Genomic DNA, 18258 nt, shown 5'->3' with positions numbered 1-18258 from the left:
TTTTAAATTAATCATAGATATAATGAGTCTTTAATATCTAATTTGAGGGGATGAACATCATGATTTACGATTGCGCGATTATTGGCGGCGGTCCCGCCGGATTGAATGCAGCCCTCGTGCTCGGCAGGGCAAGACGAAGCGTGGCTATAATCGATAACAACAAGCCGCGAAATGCCGTTACGCATGCGTCACACGGCTTTATTACGAGAGACGGCGTGACGCCGGCCGAGTTCCGCCGCATTGCTTATGAGGAGGTTCTGCGTTATCCGTCCGTCGAACATCTGCAAACCGAGGCTGTCGGGGTTCACATAATCGAATCCGGATTTTTCGAGGTGCTGGATGTATCAGGGCGCAGGGTTCAAGCGCGAAAGCTGATTCTGGCAACGGGGGTAAAAGAAATATTTCCCGAAATCGAAGGCTTTTATCCGCTGTATGGGAAAAGCTTGTTTAATTGCCCTTATTGTGACGGCTGGGAGCTGCAGGATCAACCGCTTGTCGTCGTCTCCGAATCTCCGACCGTTTTTCATACGGCCAAGCTTCTCCTCAATTGGAGCAAAGACGTGGTCGTCTGCACGCACGGTAAGTCGTCCTTGTCGGACGAGCAGAAGACACATCTTCAATCCAAGGGAGTCGTGGTGATGGAGCAGCCTGTCACGGCATTCGTCGGACACAACGGACGGCTTGAGCATGTTCGTTTCGTGGATGGAACTGAGCTGTCGAGAGCCGGTGGTTTCGTAACGCCCAGATTTGTGCCGGCTGTACCGTTCGGAGAACGTCTGGGCTGCGAAAGGACGGAGAATGGCGGGCTCAAGACGGACGCATGGGGAAGAACCTCGATACCCGGATTATATGCTGCGGGAGACGCTTCGTACTTCATGCCTTCCCAAGTGGTTTATGCCGCAGCCGACGGCAGCCGAACGGCGATGGGCGTTAATTTGGACTTGACGGAGGAAGATTTCGGGGAATAAACGTCTGTTAGCCGCCGGAACCGCGGAGCAGGGTGGGGGAGGTGATGAAATCTCCGTCGGTTCGATTCATTTGAATTAAATTTAGGATAGGAATATAGGGAGGAAGCTACAAATGACCATTTGCCATACTACGGACACGACCTTTACCAACGATTTAAAGAGCGAAGGCTTGACTTTAGTCAATTTTTGGGCGACTTGGTGCGCGCCTTGCCGCTATTTCGGTACCATACTTGAAGCGTTTGACCGCGAACATAACAGCGACGTGAGAATTCTCAAGGTCAATGTAGATGAAGAAGCCAATACGGCCGCTCGGTTTGGAGTCATGAGCATTCCAACGACGATCTTATTTAAAAACGGTGAACCGGTCGAAAAAATCGTTGGCGCCATTCCTGTGGAAGAACTTAAAAAATTTATAGACGGTCATAAAAATTAATCGGAAGTCCCGGCATCACGACGTTTAGCCAAGTAGGCTAACAGATGAAGCTTTTCATTCGGAACGTGATAGCGCAAATAGCTTCCCGGATCGCTCATGTAACCAAGCAGCTCACGCTCGGATAGCTCCATGCCGATATGGGAGAAATTCTCGTCCAAATAATCCGGATAATAGGATCGCTCATGCGCTTGCGGAAACAGATGGCGAATTTGCGAAAGCGAAGCTGCGGGCGGCCGATAAAACAAATAGTTTCCGATTACACGGGCGTCCGGCTTGAGATAAGGCAGCATTGGGAGAAGCGGAAAGAGCCGGTTGTCCAACGAAAAGTCGTTGAACGAAAAGCTGTCGACGACCAAGTCGACGGTAGCGGGAGCAAGCGGAAGCCGCCAATCGCCGCTCTCGATGTAAAGCGCCTGCAAATCGGCACGACTCTGTGTAAGCCGCTCCTTGAGCCTGGAGAGCAGCTCGCGCGACGTACCGCAAAAAACGTACATCGTCTCCGGCGGGAGAGACGAAATATATTTAGGCAGAACCGTATACACGTCCGTATTGGCTTCCACAATCAGCCGATGCTTTGCAGGAGGCTCGCTCATAAGTCGGCCGGCCATCCACAAGCTACCTTTTTCCGTCAGGCGGATAAAAGCAGGGGAGAGCAATTGAAAGCGCTCGTGATCATAGCTATAGGTATAGGCGGAGCGAGCGTTTTCTTTATCGGCGGTGAGCAGGATGCCGCCCCTGACTTCTGCCCGATAAGAGCAGCGGCAGTACAATTGTCCGCTAAGCATATATTTTCCCTGAAGGTGGGCGTTGCGGATTTGCAGCGGGATCTGGCAGGAAGGGCAATAAAGCAATGGCAAAAAGGAGTAAGGCACCCCGGTCTGTGCTCCCGGCCCCGGTTCGTCTTGCAAGGCGAGCAATTTATTTTCGATCTGCCGCAGTGCATTTTCCAGCTGCTCTTTCTCTCTCTTCAGCTGCCGCTTCTTTTCGTTCAACAACCGCAGATAATGGCAGCGGACGTCTTCGACAACGGTAAAGTCGGTGATCCGCTTAAACAAAAGCATCTGACGGATCTCCTGGAGTGAAAAATGATACTGCTTCATCTCGTTGATGAGCACCATATCGTCTACGCACGAAGGAGTAAACTCATATTGGGCGCTTGCTTTTTTATCCGGAAGCAGCAGCCCAAGCTCAATGTAGTAACGGACCGTATCGACAGACACGTCAAATCGTTTGGCGAATGCCCCGATTTTCATGTAAGCAACCCCCAATTCTACCTTAATATATGAATATTACAATAAAAATGTGGGGGTACTCCAGATTTTTTTGGAAAAAGTGGTTTTTTGCGGGCTTGATCTCAAGGACGCTCCACCTCTTATGATAAGTGCATTACCAAGAAAGAGGTGAGTGACGATGAAGTTATCCGAGTATTCGAGTTATGACGGTCTGGGACTGGCTGAGCTGGTCAAGCGCGGTGAGGTTACACCCCGGGAACTGACGGCGTTAGCCAGCGAAGCTATCCGGCTGGTGAATCCGCAATTGAATGTGATGGCCGTCTCGATTCAGGAGCAAGCGGAAAAGGAGAGCGAGTCCTTGTTACCGGACGGCCCGTTTGCAGGTGTCCCGTTTTTGACCAAGGATTCGACGCTGCATGCTGCCGGAGTGCCTCTCAACAGCGGCAGCCGACTGGGAGAAGGGATGGTTTACCCGTACGACTCCGAGCTGATGAGGCGGTTCCGTCAGGCCGGTCTGGTGACGTTGGGGTCCACCACGGCGCCGGAATTTGGATTCAACGCGACGACGGAAGCGGTCTTGTACGGGCCGACGAGAAACCCTTGGAATCCGGAGAGGAGTCCCGGCGGTTCAAGCGGCGGCTCGGCCGCAGCCGTAGCGGCAGGCATCGTGCCGTTCGCCCATGCCAATGACGGCGGAGGCTCCATCCGCATTCCGGCGTCTTGCAACGGCCTGGTCGGCTTGAAGCCGACACGCGGGCGAACGCCCAACGGACCGGACAGCGGAGAAGTCTTAAGCGGCCTTGGAATTCAGTTTGCCGTAACTAAAACGGTTCGCGATGCGGCTGCGCTGCTGGATGCGGTAGCGGGTCCCGATCCGGGCGCGTATGCTTGGGCGGAGAGGCCGGGCCGACCTTTTTCCGTAGAAGCGGCCGCGGCGCCGGGGCGGCTGCGGATTGCATGGACGGCCAAACCGTTATCGGGCACGCCCGTTGACGCGGAATGCTTGCGGGTATTGCACGAAACCGTCAGCTTATGCGAGGAGCTGGGGCACGAATTGGTGGAGGCTTCGCCTGAGGTGGATTACGAGGCATTGTTCGTGGCGACGATGCACATCTGGGTGGCCAATACTTACCATGGGATCGAGCGGCTTGCGAAAGCCCTGAATCGTACACCGTCGGAACATAACCTTGAAGCGACGATCCTGAAAGCGTACCGGCACGGCGCGTCCTTGTCCGCCCATGATCTGCTGACTGCTGTCGATATCGGTGCGAAAGCCTCCCGATCAGTCGGCCGGTTTTTTGAGCGGTACGATGTGCTGCTTTCCCCGACGATCGCATCTCCACCGCTTCCGCTGGGCGTGCTGAATGCCAACGATCCGGAAATCGATGTAAGACGCTGGACGGAGCAGGTATTTACCCACGCCCCGTTCACGAGCCTCTTTAATACGACGGGTCAGCCCGCTATTTCACTACCGCTCGGTTGGAGCGCGGAAGGCCTGCCGATTGGGATGCAGTTTGCCGGACGATTCGCCGCCGAAGCTACGCTGCTGCAGCTTGCCGGACAGTTGGAAGCCGCCCGGCCATGGAGCCATAAGCGCCCCGGCATTCATGCGGCAAGTGTGCAATAAGTGGTTCATTTCCACGTACAGACGGTGAGAAAGCCAGGTCAACTTCTGCGAAGAAGAAGACCTGGTTTTTTTTCGGCCAATTCGTCTTTACAAAAGCTATAGAAATAACTTGCTGCAAAACTATTGAGTGGTAACTTATTATCAACTACAATAGAATAGGAATAATATTCCAAATATGAAATATGGAGGTAATCGAATGGTTAAGAAGCAGAGTAAGGCGTTATTTTCGATTGTATTCCTCATCTCGGTTTTACTGGCGAGTTTTTTTCCGGTTGCAGGCTCGAATCACGTTTCCTTTGCGGCATCATCGTATGACTACATTCTCATTTTTCCGAGAGACCGCTATCCCGAAACCGGAGCGCATATTAAGGATGCCATTGCAGCGGGTCAGTCCGATGTATGTACTATCGAGCGGGACGGCACCCGTGAGCGGCGCGAAGAGTCCCTGAAAGGATATCCGCCGAAGAAAGGTTACGATCGGGACGAATGGCCGATGGCGATGTGCTTGGAAGGGGGAAGAGGCGCGGATATTCGATACATTAATCCGTCCGACAATCGGGGAGCGGGAAGCTGGGTAGGAAATAAGCTTTCCAAATACGCGGACGGAACCAGAGTAAAATTTATCGTGAAATAATCGCAAGAGCGGTTCACGCTGTGTTATGTGATCAAATCGGTAGGGTAGAAGCAAACGAAGAGCCGTAGAAAAAATTTCTACGGCTCCATTCACGCGATCGGCTAGATGCTAGCGACAGACCTGCCGTTAACGCGCAGATTCGTGCCGTTAATAAAGGAGGCTAGAAACTCGACCGCGGCGGCGACCTCCTCGGAGCGTCCTTCTCGTGGGATGCGCTGAATAGTTAGAGAGGGGATTTGGGTAAAAAATCCTTGACAAAAAACGGAATTTGAATTAAATTTGTTTGTGCAAACAATTTTAGGTGAGAAATTGAGGTTCCAGCCATGTTGAATGTTTATCTTAAAGAGTGTCTCTATTTCACGGCAAATCGTCTCGGCAGGGTAATTAGCAAAATGGCGGAGGATGAATTTGCATCTAGCGGCTTGTCTCCGAACTCTGCGTTTTTGCTTATGGCGGTGTACGAAAATGACGGAATTTCGCAGAAAGAACTAGGACAAATTTTGCACCTTCAGCCATCCACGGTCACTCGCCTTATTGAGAAGCTCGCAGCCAAAGGCTTGCTGTACAACCGTGTAGAGGGCAGATTATCGCTGATCTACGCAACGGATAAAGGCAAGGCGCTCGAAGCCGCCATTAACGAGTGCTGGAATAATCTCCAGAGCCGGTATACAGCTATTCTCGGAGAAGAAAGTGACGCACTCTCGTTTCAATTAGATGAGGTAAGCGACCGGTTGGAAAAAATCGAATGAGTTTCATTTGATTTTTTCAGACAAACATTTGCTTGCGCAAACAATTTTGTAATTAACAAGGCGGAAACTCAATGAACAAGCAGGATGTAAAAGCAGCTCAGGATGCAAAAATTAGCGCAGGGCCCTGCGTATGGGAGGTGTGATCCGAATGGGGAACTTGTTGTTTGGTCTGACTTATGCTTCGGCATTGGGCTCCGGCTTGATTGCCGGATTGTTTTTCGCCTTTTCGACTTTTGTGATGTCGGCTCTGGCCCGTCTCCCGGCGGAGCAAGGCATTGCTGCCATGCAGTCGATCAACGTTACGGTACTTAATCCGTTGTTTAGCTTGGTATTCATGGGAACGGCCTTGGCGTGTGTCATTCTAGGGATCGCTTCATTGACGAAATGGGGAACGGCTAGCGCGGCCTATGTGCTGGCCGGGTGCATACTCTACTTCGTCGGATCTTTTCTGGTGACGATTATCTTTAACGTTCCGTTGAATGACGCTTTGGCTGCAGTTGCTCCCGGAAGTTCCGAAGGGGCTCAGCTATGGAATCTTTATCTTTCTAAGTGGGTCGCTTGGAACCATGTGCGGACAATTGCCTCCCTTGCCGCCTTGGCTTCGTTCATCCTTGCGATACGGAAATGGTGAGTCACGGACGCGGGAGTCCTTGAGCTGCTTGCCGCCATTTGGCGGCAAGCGGCATTTTCGCAGCGCGAGTTGTCCAAAGAAAATAAAGTTTTCTTAGTGTTTTACAGCTCAAACTAATAACTACATGCTACTATCGTAGAAGCTTAGATTAAAAAATGGAAATTTAATTTTCTAATTGTTTATGGTTTAATATAAATGAACCAGTTTTACCCCTGTCTACAACGTGTAGCCTCAAAAGGACTTCTGAATAAAGTTTGCGGAAAACTGGTTCAATTTCTTATGTAATGCAGGAAAAAAAGTATAGATGTTGAAATATAATTTGTGCAGTGACCTCTAGGGAAGCCACCGTCATAGGCATGGAGCCAGCTAATTAATATACTTGGACTTCTATTATAGATTTGGGGCACTCCATCTAATGGCACTGCACCATTACCTCAATATTCAAAACAAACTTGCCATGATCAGGCAAGTTTTATTTTTTATTTAAGAACCTTATAGAAGGAAAAATGAACTAGTTTGTCGAAACAAAGAACTTTATAGAAGAAAATGCAGTAACCCTTGAAATAATTGGGGCATATCATGACCTCTTTGTATAATGTGGGTCTTACTGCACTATCGTTAAATCCTGACATGCTACATTGGGCCCTTAGGAGCTCTAAAGAAAACTTGGATAGATAGTGCTTAACTGCAACAATCTTTGGAGGAGTTATGAACAATCAATTTTCCATTGAAGTTGAAAAGCACAAATCTGAAATTAATAAATGGTATCAATTTTATGTGGGTTTAGACATCGGTGCAGATTTTCATGTTGCTGCTTGTATTCCCTTCGAAAAATTCCGTAGTGAAAAAGGAATGGAAACGGCAAAAGACAATGAAGTTTTACTCTGATGGTAAAGGAATTATTGATTTCCTAACACAGTTACGGAATATACGAGAAAGTTTTGGGTTAGCTCCATCAGACTTTTTTATTTTGTTAGAGCCTACTGGTGGTCATTACTCGTATTTGGTGATGAAAGTTCTTTTGGACGAAGGGTATCATTTGTTCCAAGTAGAAAATAAATCGGTAAAGGATTTTCGTGAACGTCAATTAGGCCTTAATGAAAAATCTGATGAGATCGATGCAAGGATCATGGCCTACATGGGCTGGCATAAAACACTACACCCAGATATGAAGGGTATACGATTAGTAAAACCTGCAACCCCTACACAGATACTTTTTCGAACTTTAACGAGAGATAGATGGCTTCTTTCTACTCAATTAACTAGAAGGAAGAACCAGATACAACAGCTTTTTTCAGTTACGAATCCTGAGCTAAAGTGAGCATTTAAAAAGCCTGGCTCAACAACTGTTATGAAATTAGTTTTGCAGTATCCAACAGCAAAAGACATGTCTCAAGCAACACAAGAAGAACTACGGAAAGCTCTGATTTCTGTTGGGGCCAAAACGATAGCGACAAAGGCTTCAGTAACTTTAAGTGAATATTTACCGCACACCTTAGCTGTCCAAGTGCCACATTTGATTGAGAGACAAACATGGCTTATCGAGGAAGCCCTTCGAATTGAAGAAGCAATCGAAAGCATCGATAAACAAATTTCGGTTTTATTACGTGGAGATAAGGATAAGCAGATCCCTCCTCATCCATACACTGCTTTACTTAAGTCGTTTCCAATCATGAGTGATGTAATGGCTTGTACATTAATTGGTGCAATTGGTGATGTTGAACGGTTTTCGAATTATCTTGAATTTAAAAAGTACCTAGGCGTTGCTGCTGAAAATAAAACATCCGGTATTTCGGTCTCAAAATCTAGACAAACATACGAGGGTGTAAGGGATACTCGTCGAATTCTATTTTTAATGGTACTGGTGCTCATATCTCCCAATACAAAAATAAACCTATTTAAACATTACTACGATCGTCTGGTTAATGGACGGGGAATGAGTAAACGAAAAGCTATAGGGCATGTATGTGGTAAAATTGCACAGGTGATGTATTCTTGTTTGAAAAATAATCAGATGTATGATCCAGTTTTACATGCTAAACATCTGGGTGTCCCTTGGGATGAAAAATGCTTGGATATAAGAATGCCCAAAAACGTTGATGAATTAGAATCTAAAGCAGCTGAGTTTTCTGAAGAAATTGTATAAACTTTACAACACGGAAACGGCATACCGACACTACTCGGATGCCGTTTTCTCAACTAAAGGGCAGTTTAACGCAGCAAAACAAACGAGGTCCCAACTCAGTTGGAACCTCTCTGTGTTGCTGTTTTATTGAAATAAAACTTAAGTAATGGTGGTGCGATTAAGGTCGTTAATATTATGGTAATTACCACTGAAGTAAAATACTCATTAGGAAGTAATTTAGCCTGTAAACCTGTTGTTGCGATGATTAAAGCGACTTCACCTCGGGAGACCATACCTGAACCAACAGCAAAGGCAGAATTAAAGTTCATTCCTGTTATTTTAGCTCCAATGGCCCCACCAAATAGTTTCGTAAGAACTGCTGCGGCGGTTAAAGCAACTATAAAACCGACCTGGTTACCAATGCCTTCAAATGAAACATTTAGCCCGATACTAACAAAAAATACAGGGACAAAAATTGAATAAGCGATTGGTTCGATCTTTGACTCCACCGTATGTTTGAACGATGTTTGGGAAATTGAAATTCCGGCAGCAAATGAACCAATAATAGCTGCCATCCCCATCATATCTGCAAAATAAGCAAAACCGAAGCAAACAGCAAGGGCCATGGTGATGACAGGTTCAGTTACAGAAATACGCTCGAATAACTTCATAAATCTTGGAACGGCCAACCATCCAACCACGGCAGCAACGATGAAGAAAATAATTTTCTTGCTTATCAAGAGACCAAGTGAAATATCGTTACCGTTTCCTAAGAAACTCATCATGATCGCCAGAATAATGACAACTATTACATCATCAACAACGGCTGCTCCGAGGATCGTTGCACCTTCCCGCGAATTAAGCCGGTTCAAATCTTTCAGAACTTGTACTGTAATACTGACTGATGTTGCACTAAACACAACGCCCATAAAAAGAGCATAGGTGGAACCCAGTCCAAAAGCATCTGCTACGGCATAACCTCCTAAAAATGGAAGGATGATCCCGCCGATAGCAACAGCAAATGCGGACCGCCATGTTCGTTTTAGTTGTTCCAGATCCGTCTCCAGACCAGCAATAAACATGAGTAAAATGACGCCGATCCCCGCCATGTAATGTACGAAGTCATTACTTTCTATCCATCCGAGGACAGCCGGACCGATAATAATTCCAATGAGGAGTTTCCCAAGTACGGAAGGTTGTCCTAACAAAGTTGCAACATGACCGAAAACTTTAGTGAGTAACAAAATGAGAAATAAATAAAGGATAAAATCCAACCAAAGCACCTCAATAACTGGAGATCATCCGGATTGATGTCCATTTATTACCGAATTCGTACTCATAATATAACCCATGTAAACTAAGAATAAAATAGCTTTTTTAACGCCTATAATGACGTCAAATTTCAATTTTAACATAGTAGATAATCCCTAGGGATTAAGTCGGGGGTTAATCTCCTTAAAAACAAAATATGGACGTCTATTCCCGTTCAACTAACGGTACGTTAGTTGAACAACAATGCATGCTGCCACACAATTAGTGGCAGCATGCATTGTTAAATTCAGCAATTATAGGAGCACTCTACATGTCCTTATGTATGCTTAAACTAGAACATTTATTTGTAAAATTGGAAATCGTATAGATCTAAACGGCATGCTAGCAGTTGTTACTTTTGATCTTAAGGACTACACTACATTGTAGACTGAAAAGACTCACGCGGCGGCGCTGAACAAGCGGGCAGCAGTTAAAATTAAAACAAATCTCTCTAACGAAAAAGAAGCATCCAGACCCGGCTGTCTGAGATGCTTCTTTGGCTTCCCGTTTCATGCGGACACGGTCTTTCTCCTCACGAAACGTCCGTCTGCAAAATAAAGGAAGAACGATGACAACAAACCGACACTAATCGGTATGCCGAACGCTTCGTATGAAAACGGCGTTCCTTCAAGCTTAAGCTCGCTTCCGGCACGATACTCCAGCCGCTTGGCAGCAAATTTTGCTGTTCAGATATCCTCCTGCTTCGCCAAAAGAGTTGGACGCAAAGCGGCAGGAGGCAGGGTTCACATCCTTCTGTTGTTCGTTGTGTCTTTCGTATCGTCTTCTCATATCCTGATTCTACCGCTGTTTTTGCTTGTTTTATAGTTTGAAGACAAGCCCTGGCGAAGAAACCCTCGATACCAATGTACTGCGTGGAGATCGAAGGCTTCTTGGCTCAGCTTCGCATCTGGCGGCTAAGACGTTATCCGGTCATTATGGATGACCAGGAGGATGGGGGTGCTTATGCTGGACGGCATCGGCTGCACGAATGGCGACCTCCTGCTTGCGCGTCTCGTATTCGTCCCTCCAAATCAACTTCTCGCTCAGTTCCTGATCGAGTCTGCTGTTCAACGTCCGGGCCACCAGATCGATTACCTTCTGTACATCGACGCTTTTCGACGCAGCTACATCGGCCAACGATTGGCCGTTCTTCAGCAAGTTTCTCAGCTCATCCGAGGAAAGGCCGAGCGTCGATAGCAGAGCGTCTTTGTCTACATGCTTCAGACCAGGGCCGAAGTCCGGTTCAAGCTCGCCCGGTACAGGAGGCTGAGGGGGCGTGCGCTTCACAGTGCTAGCGGCTCGTTCAGCAACTTCGTTCAAACGGGAATTGTATTGATCCTGTGTTATACGCCCGTCCGCCAGCTCCCGATCAAGCCTTGCTGTCAGCGATTGCGCCGCCAGATCAACGATCTTCTGTACATCAACTCCCCGGCTTGTGGCAATTTCAGCCAAGGATTGACCTGCCCGCTGAGCCTGCCACAACTCGCTGGATGACATCCCTAACGTTTCCAGGAGCGCTGCCCGTTCAAGCTCGGCATGGCCCGGGCCGGGCGGCATCAGAGGCGGATTTGCGGACGGGGAAAGGAGGCCCGGCTGCGGCGGAGCCGGTTCGGGCGCGAGTTCACTGTAGGTAGCCGTGTAGACGGAACTGCGAGCATCGACAGTGAAATTGGCGGTCTCGGCCTGGACAGCAGGGAAGCCGGAGGCGCTTCCACCCAGCAAGAAGACGGCCGATAAAGACCCGGCCAGCAGCTTGCTTGTTTTCTTTCCCAAGAAGTTCGATTTGTTCATAGTTTCATAACCATCCTTTCGTAGAGAGGGGTAAGTGTTTCTGAGTTCAACTATAAAAGGCCGGGGTGAAAAAAGGGTGAAATCAAGACTGCGTCATTTTCATTCTTTTTTCTCTATTCTCGTGTATCCTGATATACTAAAACAAAAATACGGTATCTAGAATCGAGGGGGGACAGTCATGAAAATATTGCTCGCAGAGGATGATCAGCGGCTGGGAGAACTGACCGCCCACTTGCTCAGAAGAAAAGCGGGATACACCGTGGATTGGGTCACCAACGGAGAAGAAGCCTATGATTACGCCAGCGTCTCCAACTATGATGTACTGGTGCTCGACTGGATGATGCCAGGCATGGACGGACGAACGGTCTGCCAGCAACTGCGCATGGATGGCTTCGCCGGTGCAATTTTGATGCTGACCGCCAGAGATTCGGTGCAAGATCGAATAAAGGGACTGGATGGCGGAGCCGATGACTATCTGGTCAAGCCGTTCGAAATCGATGAACTGATGGCTCGGCTCAGAGCGCTAGGACGGCGAAGTTTTACTCCGCTACTGGAAGAGATATGCCGGATAGGCGAAATGGAACTGCATCGCACAAGCCATCTTGTCGTCTGCGGCGAAGACCAGGTGCAACTATCGCCCAAGGAGTTCCAACTCCTGGATTTGCTGCTGAAGAACAGAGGCCGCGCGCTGTCGCGCGAGCTTATTTTAGATCGAATCTGGGGCACTGATACGGAGGTTACACTCAAAACGATTGACGCTACCGTCAAGCTGCTCCGCAAAAAGCTATCACAAACCGATCCGCAATCGAACTTGATTCAGAATGTATGGGGGGTCGGCTATAAAATTGATGCCTAACCTGCACAAGTGGCGTAATCGTCTGTTCGGCAACGACCTTTTCGGCAAAACGCAGTTTAGGTTCACGCTGCAATACAGCTTATTGCTGAGCCTGCTTTTATTCCTGTTTATCGCGATCGTCTATACACTGCTGTATATTCTGATTTGGAATGATCAGGAGCAAAGACTGAATAAACTGCTGGACAAGGAGATTCATGCGCTTCAAGGGCCACTGTATGCAGAGGTGCTTAATAAGAAGTTCGATAAGCCGGGCGAACGCGCATTTGAGCTGAGCGGCGACCAGGCTTTCTACTATATCATCGATACGCTTGGCAATACGGTAACGGGCACTGAGATTCAAAAAGAGCTTCGCGCTCAGGTTTTTGACTTGATTCGCACGGGAGCGCTTAGCGCTTCGGCCCTCGAAAAGATCGAACTGCAAACCTATGACGAGCCGCTCCCTCATCTCCGAAAGGCAAACGACCGCCAGCAAAGAATCTTATACATGGTGGGCAGTCGTTTGCTTTACCGCGACGGGCAACTGGTCGGCACCCTGTATGCAGGCAAGAATGTTGATTTCCAGAAACATCTGCTGCAATGGCTGCCGGCTGTGCTGCTAGGCGTTACATTATTGTTTCAGACGCTGGTTGTATGGCTCAGTTGGTTGATGTCACGACAGGCGATGATCCCTATTCGTCAGGCTTACATGCGCCAGCAGCAATTTGTAACCGACGCTTCTCATGAGCTTCGTACACCGCTTAGTGTACTGCTCGCCTCCATCGAAGCGCTGCGTATCGAAGACGTACCTGCAAACGATTCCTTTGAACAGCGGGTGCTCGAAGGTATAAAGGACGAGGTGCAGCGTATGATCCGGCTGACCGGGAATCTTCTGTTGCTAGCCCGTAAAGATTCGGGGCAGGCGATGTTGCATAACGCGTGGTTTGATCTTGCAGGCGTAGCTGTCCAAACGGCGGACAGGATGAGCTTACTGGCAGCGGAGAAGCAGATTAGGCTGGTGCTTGAAGCCCCCGATGAACTTCGGGTATGTCTGGATCAGGAAAAAATCGTACAGTTGCTTGTCATTTTGCTGGAAAATGCGATCAAATATACCACAGCCGGGGGAAGCGTGAAGCTAATCGTCGCGCACAAGTACGCGCCGCCCAAGGGGAAGTTCGTTCTGGAGGTTCGCGATACGGGAGTGGGCATCCCGGAAGAAGAGCTTCCGCGCATCTTCGATCGTTTTTACCGGGTTGACAAATCGCGCTCACGGCAGATGGGCGGACATGGGCTCGGACTTGCCATCGCCAAGCATATTGTAGAGGAATGCGGGGGGACGATACTCGTGGAAAGCAGGCCGGGGGAAGGCAGTGTGTTCAAAGTGGAAATGGCGGATATGCTTTCTCCCTCTGAGCGGTAAAGCTGTTGCTGCGAATGAATCCCGGGCTCGTAAATATAACAACGTTATTAAGAAATTTCTTAAAACTATAAGGATCTTTAACAAGGGAGCTTCAAAGATGTCGAATTAATGAAGCCAAAGAATTTTATCCTAAAGCAATTGGAGGATGGTTACTTGTTTATTTATATAAAACGTACTTAAAAAACTTACCACGCCGTCAAATGGGTAAATAGTCAGTGAGACAATCCTAAAGGTGTCAGTAAGGATGAGAAAAAGTGAAATCCATCAGTTGAATCGAGCGATGAAAGAAACGCATGATAAGCGGTTGTATGAACGTTATCGTTACTTGGCTGTACGGCTACACTTGGAAGGAAGCTGACTCAGGGACAGCAGCATAAAATTCAAACTTATAGTCGACATGAAGGCGCCAAATTGTTCGGTGCGATTAACTATGAGACTGGCAGATCCATCATCGGGAAGAAGAGAAGGCAGACGTAGCTGCTTGGACCCGTTTCTTATCCGATTTGCAAAGTTTATCCAAAAGGAAAAAATGTCATGATTTTGGATAACAGCCATATTCATCACCCCACAGACTTCCAGCCCTTTCTAAGGGGTCATTTCCACTTGGGAACAGGAGGACTTATAGTAATTAAATGAGATATCTCAAGATATCTCTGATGATTTAGCAACAGAAGTTAAAAACTTGCTTGAAAATTGGAATTATCCTGACTTAAAAGGTGTATCCATTGATCAAGATCTAATTGTATCTGGGAAAAAACGAAAAAATCACGGGAAAGGTTATCGTGCAATTCTAAACACAGCATTTATTATCCCCATTATGAAGTATATGAGAATTAGGAATAAAGCATCCGGGATTAGTTATTATTGATTCTCCATTAACTACTTATAAAGAGAAAAGTAACCAAAGAAATATTTTAAAATAGACTTGACTTTCCGGAATTGCTGTAACTATAATTGTTATAGCATAGACAGTATGCTTAGTGGAAAAAATAGCTCCATAGGAGCCCCTGCAAAATACCACAGTTTTGAGCAGATGATGTGACATTGGTAAATTTTTTGCCGGATTCTGCGACAAAAATTAAAAAATGCAGTCCGTCCTCCTTCTGAAGGCGGGCTGCATTTGTCTTATCAATTCTACCACTCGCTTCGCATTACGACGAAAACGGTCAGTACAAATAGCTCCCTCCCATATTACTTTTTCATTTCAGCATTCTTATCCTCAATCTTAGGTCGACGACGAATTCGCTCTTTGAACGTATCGCTATTCTCAACCTCGATCTGTTCACTGATAGTGCTCTTCTACCATTCGAATCGAGTAGGTCTTATTTTTCACCCCAGGTTTACCCCCTCCTTCACTGAGTGGACATGTCTTGCAGTTCTCTATATGAAAGTAAAACATAAGAAAACGACTGTCACCGCTCTTCTTGCCTCCTTGTACGGTTTTCCGGCAGCTTCGGATCACAAATGGCGAAAAAGGCGCTTAGCGGCGTCTCGTAGCACCTGAAGTGGCTTCTGCTTTTGTGCAGCAACAGGGTATGGGTGGAATCCGAATAGCCGCTTAAAGCACCTCGTCTACTGCTCCAGCGCACAACTGATGATTCCGAGACTAATAATCGATTATATTTTAGAGAAGATGTATGTGTAGAATAGCTAGGGAATGGGCTTTTCTTTGAATTGCCGACATAGATAAATTGGCTTGTAACGATTCCTAATTTTCCCCAAGTGTCAATAGGTGATAATTGGATTGATCCCTAGTTGTCCTGCTCAATGAAATGAAGTAAACGTAGATGGAATTGCAGATATTTTGGCATATAAGTCAATTGAACGTTAGTCAAAGCATGCGCAAATTTAAAGGACAGCGGTTGATGAAAAAATAAAAGAGGGCAGAGGGTACTTACTAAGAATTATTCAAAAACTCACATTAAATCCCAAACAGATTCTTTCGGAAAAGACAAGATCTATTCTGTAATTTGCGAAGAAAATGACTGTGGAATGAACACAGGAGGACTTTCATGATTTACCTTGCATTTTTCATATTTATTGTTACGTTGGTTTTCGTGATCTGGCAGCCGAAGGGATTAAAGATCGGTTGGTCGGCTATGGGTGGATCAATACTTTCCCTTATTTTTGGTATCGTAAGCATTGAAGATGTAAGAGACGTCACACTAATCGTATGGAATGCGACATTGACATTCGTTGCTATTATTCTGATCTCACTTATTTTAGATGAAATTGGTTTTTTTGAATGGGCCGCGCTACATGTAGCGCGAATCGCTCGGGGCAATGGCACATTGATGTTCGTTTACGTTATCCTGCTTGGTGCTGCCGTGGCTGCATTTTTTGCGAACGATGGCACAGCACTGATTCTAACCCCAATTGTTTTAGCGATGGTCCGCGCTTTAAAGTTCGATGAACGTATGGTCCTGCCATTTATCATGGCAAGTGGTTTTATCGCAGATACCACATCCCTTCCTCTTGTGGTTAGTAATTTGGTGAATATTGTTTCTGCTGACTATTTTAATATCGGGTTTGTCGAGTACGCAAGTCGAATGATTGTACCCAATTTCTTTGCATTAGGAGCCAGTATCTTCGTCCTTTATTTGTTTTTTCACAAGAGCATACCGAAGCAATATGACATGATGCAATTAAAACAACCTCACCAAGTAATCAAGGATAGTAAGTTGTTCAGATTATCCTGGGGGGTTCTCGCTGTACTGTTTATTGCATATTTGCTTAGCGAATTTATTCATGTCCCTGTATCAATTATTGCAGGAGTTGTGGCAATAATATTGATTTTAGCCGCAAGACGTAGTTCAGTTATTCAAACAAAACGGATCATAAAAGAAGCTCCGTGGACAATCGTCGTGTTTTCCATCGGAATGTATGTCGTCGTTTACGGATTAAGAAATGTTGGATTAACGGATGCTCTAAGTAAGGTCATACAAGCCGTCGCAGACAGTGGTTTACTTGCAGCAACTGTGGGGACCGGTTTTATTGCGGCCATTTTATCGTCCATTATGAATAACATGCCGACCGTCATGATTAACGCTCTAGCCATAAAAGGGACGGAAACCGAGGGAATCATACGTGAGGCGCTGATCTATGCCAATGTCGTCGGTTCCGATTTGGGGCCAAAGATCACGCCAATCGGCTCTTTGGCAACCTTGCTTTGGCTTCATGTATTATCTACCAAAAACGTAAAGATCAGTTGGGGCTATTATTTAAAAATCGGCATAATCCTGACTGTGCCAACGCTGTTCATCGCCCTTACAGGTCTTTATTTCTGGTTGTATGCTATTCAGACTCTCCACATAAATATATGGTTAGGCATCATAGCATTTATCTTTCTGCTTACAGCAGTTGCAATGGTCGTAAAAACTGTACTAACTAGTAAACTTACTAAAAGAGACATCAAGGCGTATAAATAATTACTCTATTTGTGAATGAATCTTATAAACCCGAACAAATGAAAAGTTGAAAACCCGCATGCGATGCAAGTCATTATTGAAGCCGGATATCTATCTAAATGCTCCACCTCCAAAAACTATCATGCTCTAATTCTGGACAAAGTTTTCATGAATAAAGTTGCGAGGTTAAATCCATTGTGAATAATCAAGGCATTGAAGTGGTTATGGCACAGAACTCATACCTCTCTAAATTCTTGAAAGAACAAGGATTTTCTATATTTTAGGGTAAGGATTATATCGCAAAATAAAGGAACAGGCTCACGAATTAGGCGTACTGGAGCACAGATTTCAATCGATGTTCAAGTATATTGCCGAACTGCTCAATCGGGAATATCGTCATCGCTAAGACTAGCGACATACTGATTTCAAGTTAACATCACGTTGGTAAGCCGGTATGCCTTAGTAAGGCACGTGCGGTTCGAAAAGGGGAGAACCATGAGAGTGGTTCCCCTACTTTATTTGCAGAAGAGGGACGTTGTCCAAGCGAAGGCGCGACAGCGTCCTTTTATTTTGGGTTGGATGGGATTGACAAAGTAACTACGTTGTAACTATGGTTGTTACATCGGTTGTGATACATTTGGAGCAGATCAGTTCCTGTTTTTCATTGCTGTGCACACCCTTTTCCTTATTTCCGTATACCCGAATGATTGCACGGGGGACTTCATTGCAGGCAGCGTAAATAACAAATCCCGTTGTATCGGAGAATTTCTGCGGATGGAGACAATGAAACAAGAATCAGGCAACACTCAAATGCGGTAGCTGCTGCTGAGCGTGCCGGAGTTAAATTTATTGCTTATACCAGCATAGCCAGCGCCAAGGAGAGCAAGAACTTCCTTGCTCCAACGCATCGGACAACCGAGGAAGCTATTTTGAGGGGATTCCGAACTCTTTTTTGCTGACTCAAGAAGAACTGGCTTCCGCTCTCGGCGCCGTATTGGGTAAGGAGGTTCCGGTGCAGCAGGTTGACGCCGCCGCTTATGCCGACATCATGAAAGCCACGGGCATTTTTTTCTATGCAAATTGCCCGAATACAAAAAC

The 18258-nt window shown here is 46.6% G+C and carries 15 protein-coding genes and 2 pseudogenes; 13 read left to right on the top strand and 4 right to left on the bottom strand.

Features of this window, described 5'->3' with window-relative positions; genetic code table 11:
- Positions 1 to 59 precede the first annotated feature (59 nt).
- Positions 60 to 968, top strand: a complete 909-nt coding sequence (locus QMG93_RS02990) for an NAD(P)/FAD-dependent oxidoreductase (protein WP_281933405.1) — start codon at positions 60 to 62, stop codon at positions 966 to 968.
- A 112-nt stretch (positions 969 to 1080) separates the two neighbouring features.
- Positions 1081 to 1401, top strand: coding sequence for a thioredoxin (trxA, locus tag QMG93_RS02985; RefSeq protein WP_281933404.1), 321 nt, complete (start codon positions 1081 to 1083; stop codon positions 1399 to 1401).
- On the opposite strand, the gene QMG93_RS02980 is transcribed toward trxA, so the two are convergent.
- Positions 1398 to 2654 carry a MerR family transcriptional regulator gene (locus tag QMG93_RS02980; protein WP_281933403.1) on the bottom strand — a complete coding sequence of 419 codons (1257 nt, stop codon included), beginning with the start codon at positions 2652 to 2654 and terminating at the stop codon, positions 1398 to 1400. The two genes, trxA and QMG93_RS02980, sit on opposite strands and share 4 nt — an antisense overlap.
- A 157-nt stretch (positions 2655 to 2811) precedes the next feature.
- Here QMG93_RS02980 and QMG93_RS02975 point away from each other — a divergent pair, with 157 nt between their 5' ends.
- The 7 genes from QMG93_RS02975 to QMG93_RS02945 all read left to right on the top strand — a co-directional run bounded on the left by QMG93_RS02975 (position 2812) and on the right by QMG93_RS02945 (position 8420).
- Positions 2812 to 4260: an amidase gene (locus QMG93_RS02975; RefSeq protein WP_281933402.1), complete on the top strand. Its 1449-nt coding sequence runs from the start codon at positions 2812 to 2814 to the stop codon at positions 4258 to 4260.
- A gap of 196 nt (positions 4261 to 4456) precedes the next feature.
- Entirely contained in the window at positions 4457 to 4894 is a 438-nt protein-coding gene (locus tag QMG93_RS02970; protein WP_281933401.1) for a NucA/NucB deoxyribonuclease domain-containing protein, read from the top strand.
- 323 nt (positions 4895 to 5217) lie between these two features.
- A complete protein-coding gene (locus QMG93_RS02965; RefSeq protein ID WP_281933400.1) occupies positions 5218 to 5643 on the top strand; it encodes a MarR family winged helix-turn-helix transcriptional regulator in 426 nt (141 codons plus the stop codon).
- Positions 5644 to 5791: 148 nt separating this feature from the next.
- Positions 5792 to 6274: a DUF1772 domain-containing protein gene (locus tag QMG93_RS02960; RefSeq protein WP_281933399.1), complete on the top strand. Its 483-nt coding sequence runs from the start codon at positions 5792 to 5794 to the stop codon at positions 6272 to 6274.
- A 708-nt stretch (positions 6275 to 6982) separates the two neighbouring features.
- Positions 6983 to 7162, top strand: coding sequence for a hypothetical protein (locus QMG93_RS02955; protein WP_281933398.1), 180 nt, complete (start codon positions 6983 to 6985; stop codon positions 7160 to 7162).
- Positions 7116 to 7595 (top strand): IS110 family transposase, encoded by a 480-nt coding sequence (locus QMG93_RS02950; RefSeq protein ID WP_281933397.1) that lies wholly within the window; start codon positions 7116 to 7118, stop codon positions 7593 to 7595. Before QMG93_RS02955 ends, QMG93_RS02950 begins: the two co-directional genes overlap by 47 nt.
- 30 nt (positions 7596 to 7625) lie before the next feature.
- Positions 7626 to 8420: a transposase gene (locus QMG93_RS02945; RefSeq protein WP_281933396.1), complete on the top strand. Its 795-nt coding sequence runs from the start codon at positions 7626 to 7628 to the stop codon at positions 8418 to 8420.
- A gap of 95 nt (positions 8421 to 8515) precedes the next feature.
- Here the strand turns inward: QMG93_RS02945 and QMG93_RS02940 are convergent, their stop codons facing one another.
- The 3 genes and pseudogenes from QMG93_RS02940 to QMG93_RS02930 form a co-directional block, all read right to left on the bottom strand.
- The gene (locus QMG93_RS02940) at positions 8516 to 9673 is read right to left on the bottom strand and encodes a cation:proton antiporter (RefSeq protein WP_281933395.1); all 1158 of its coding nucleotides are present in this window, start codon (positions 9671 to 9673) and stop codon (positions 8516 to 8518) included.
- 546 nt (positions 9674 to 10219) lie between these two features.
- Positions 10220 to 10420, bottom strand: a pseudogene (locus QMG93_RS02935) (DJ-1/PfpI family protein); the annotation flags it as partial.
- A gap of 223 nt (positions 10421 to 10643) precedes the next feature.
- Complete coding sequence (locus QMG93_RS02930; RefSeq protein WP_281933394.1) at positions 10644 to 11501, bottom strand: hypothetical protein; 858 nt, start codon at positions 11499 to 11501, stop codon at positions 10644 to 10646.
- 178 nt (positions 11502 to 11679) lie between these two features.
- Between QMG93_RS02930 and QMG93_RS02925 the strand changes: the two genes are divergently transcribed.
- The 4 genes and pseudogenes from QMG93_RS02925 to QMG93_RS02905 all read left to right on the top strand — a co-directional run.
- The gene (locus QMG93_RS02925) at positions 11680 to 12357 is read left to right on the top strand and encodes a response regulator transcription factor (RefSeq protein WP_281933393.1); all 678 of its coding nucleotides are present in this window, start codon (positions 11680 to 11682) and stop codon (positions 12355 to 12357) included.
- Entirely contained in the window at positions 12350 to 13753 is a 1404-nt protein-coding gene (locus tag QMG93_RS02920) for a sensor histidine kinase (RefSeq protein WP_281933576.1), read from the top strand. Before QMG93_RS02925 ends, QMG93_RS02920 begins: the two co-directional genes overlap by 8 nt.
- A gap of 2012 nt (positions 13754 to 15765) precedes the next feature.
- Positions 15766 to 17181, top strand: a complete 1416-nt coding sequence (locus tag QMG93_RS02910; protein ID WP_281933392.1) for an arsenic transporter — start codon at positions 15766 to 15768, stop codon at positions 17179 to 17181.
- Positions 17182 to 17924: 743 nt separating this feature from the next.
- Positions 17925 to 18226: pseudogene (locus QMG93_RS02905) on the top strand (SDR family NAD(P)-dependent oxidoreductase); the annotation flags it as partial.
- Positions 18227 to 18258 lie beyond the last annotated feature (32 nt).

This window comes from Paenibacillus tyrphae, from assembly GCF_027925525.1.
Taxonomy (GTDB): domain Bacteria; phylum Bacillota; class Bacilli; order Paenibacillales; family NBRC-103111; genus Paenibacillus_G; species Paenibacillus_G tyrfis_B.
Note: the sequence above shows the minus strand (reverse complement) of the source record. Positions and strands in the feature narration are given on the sequence as shown.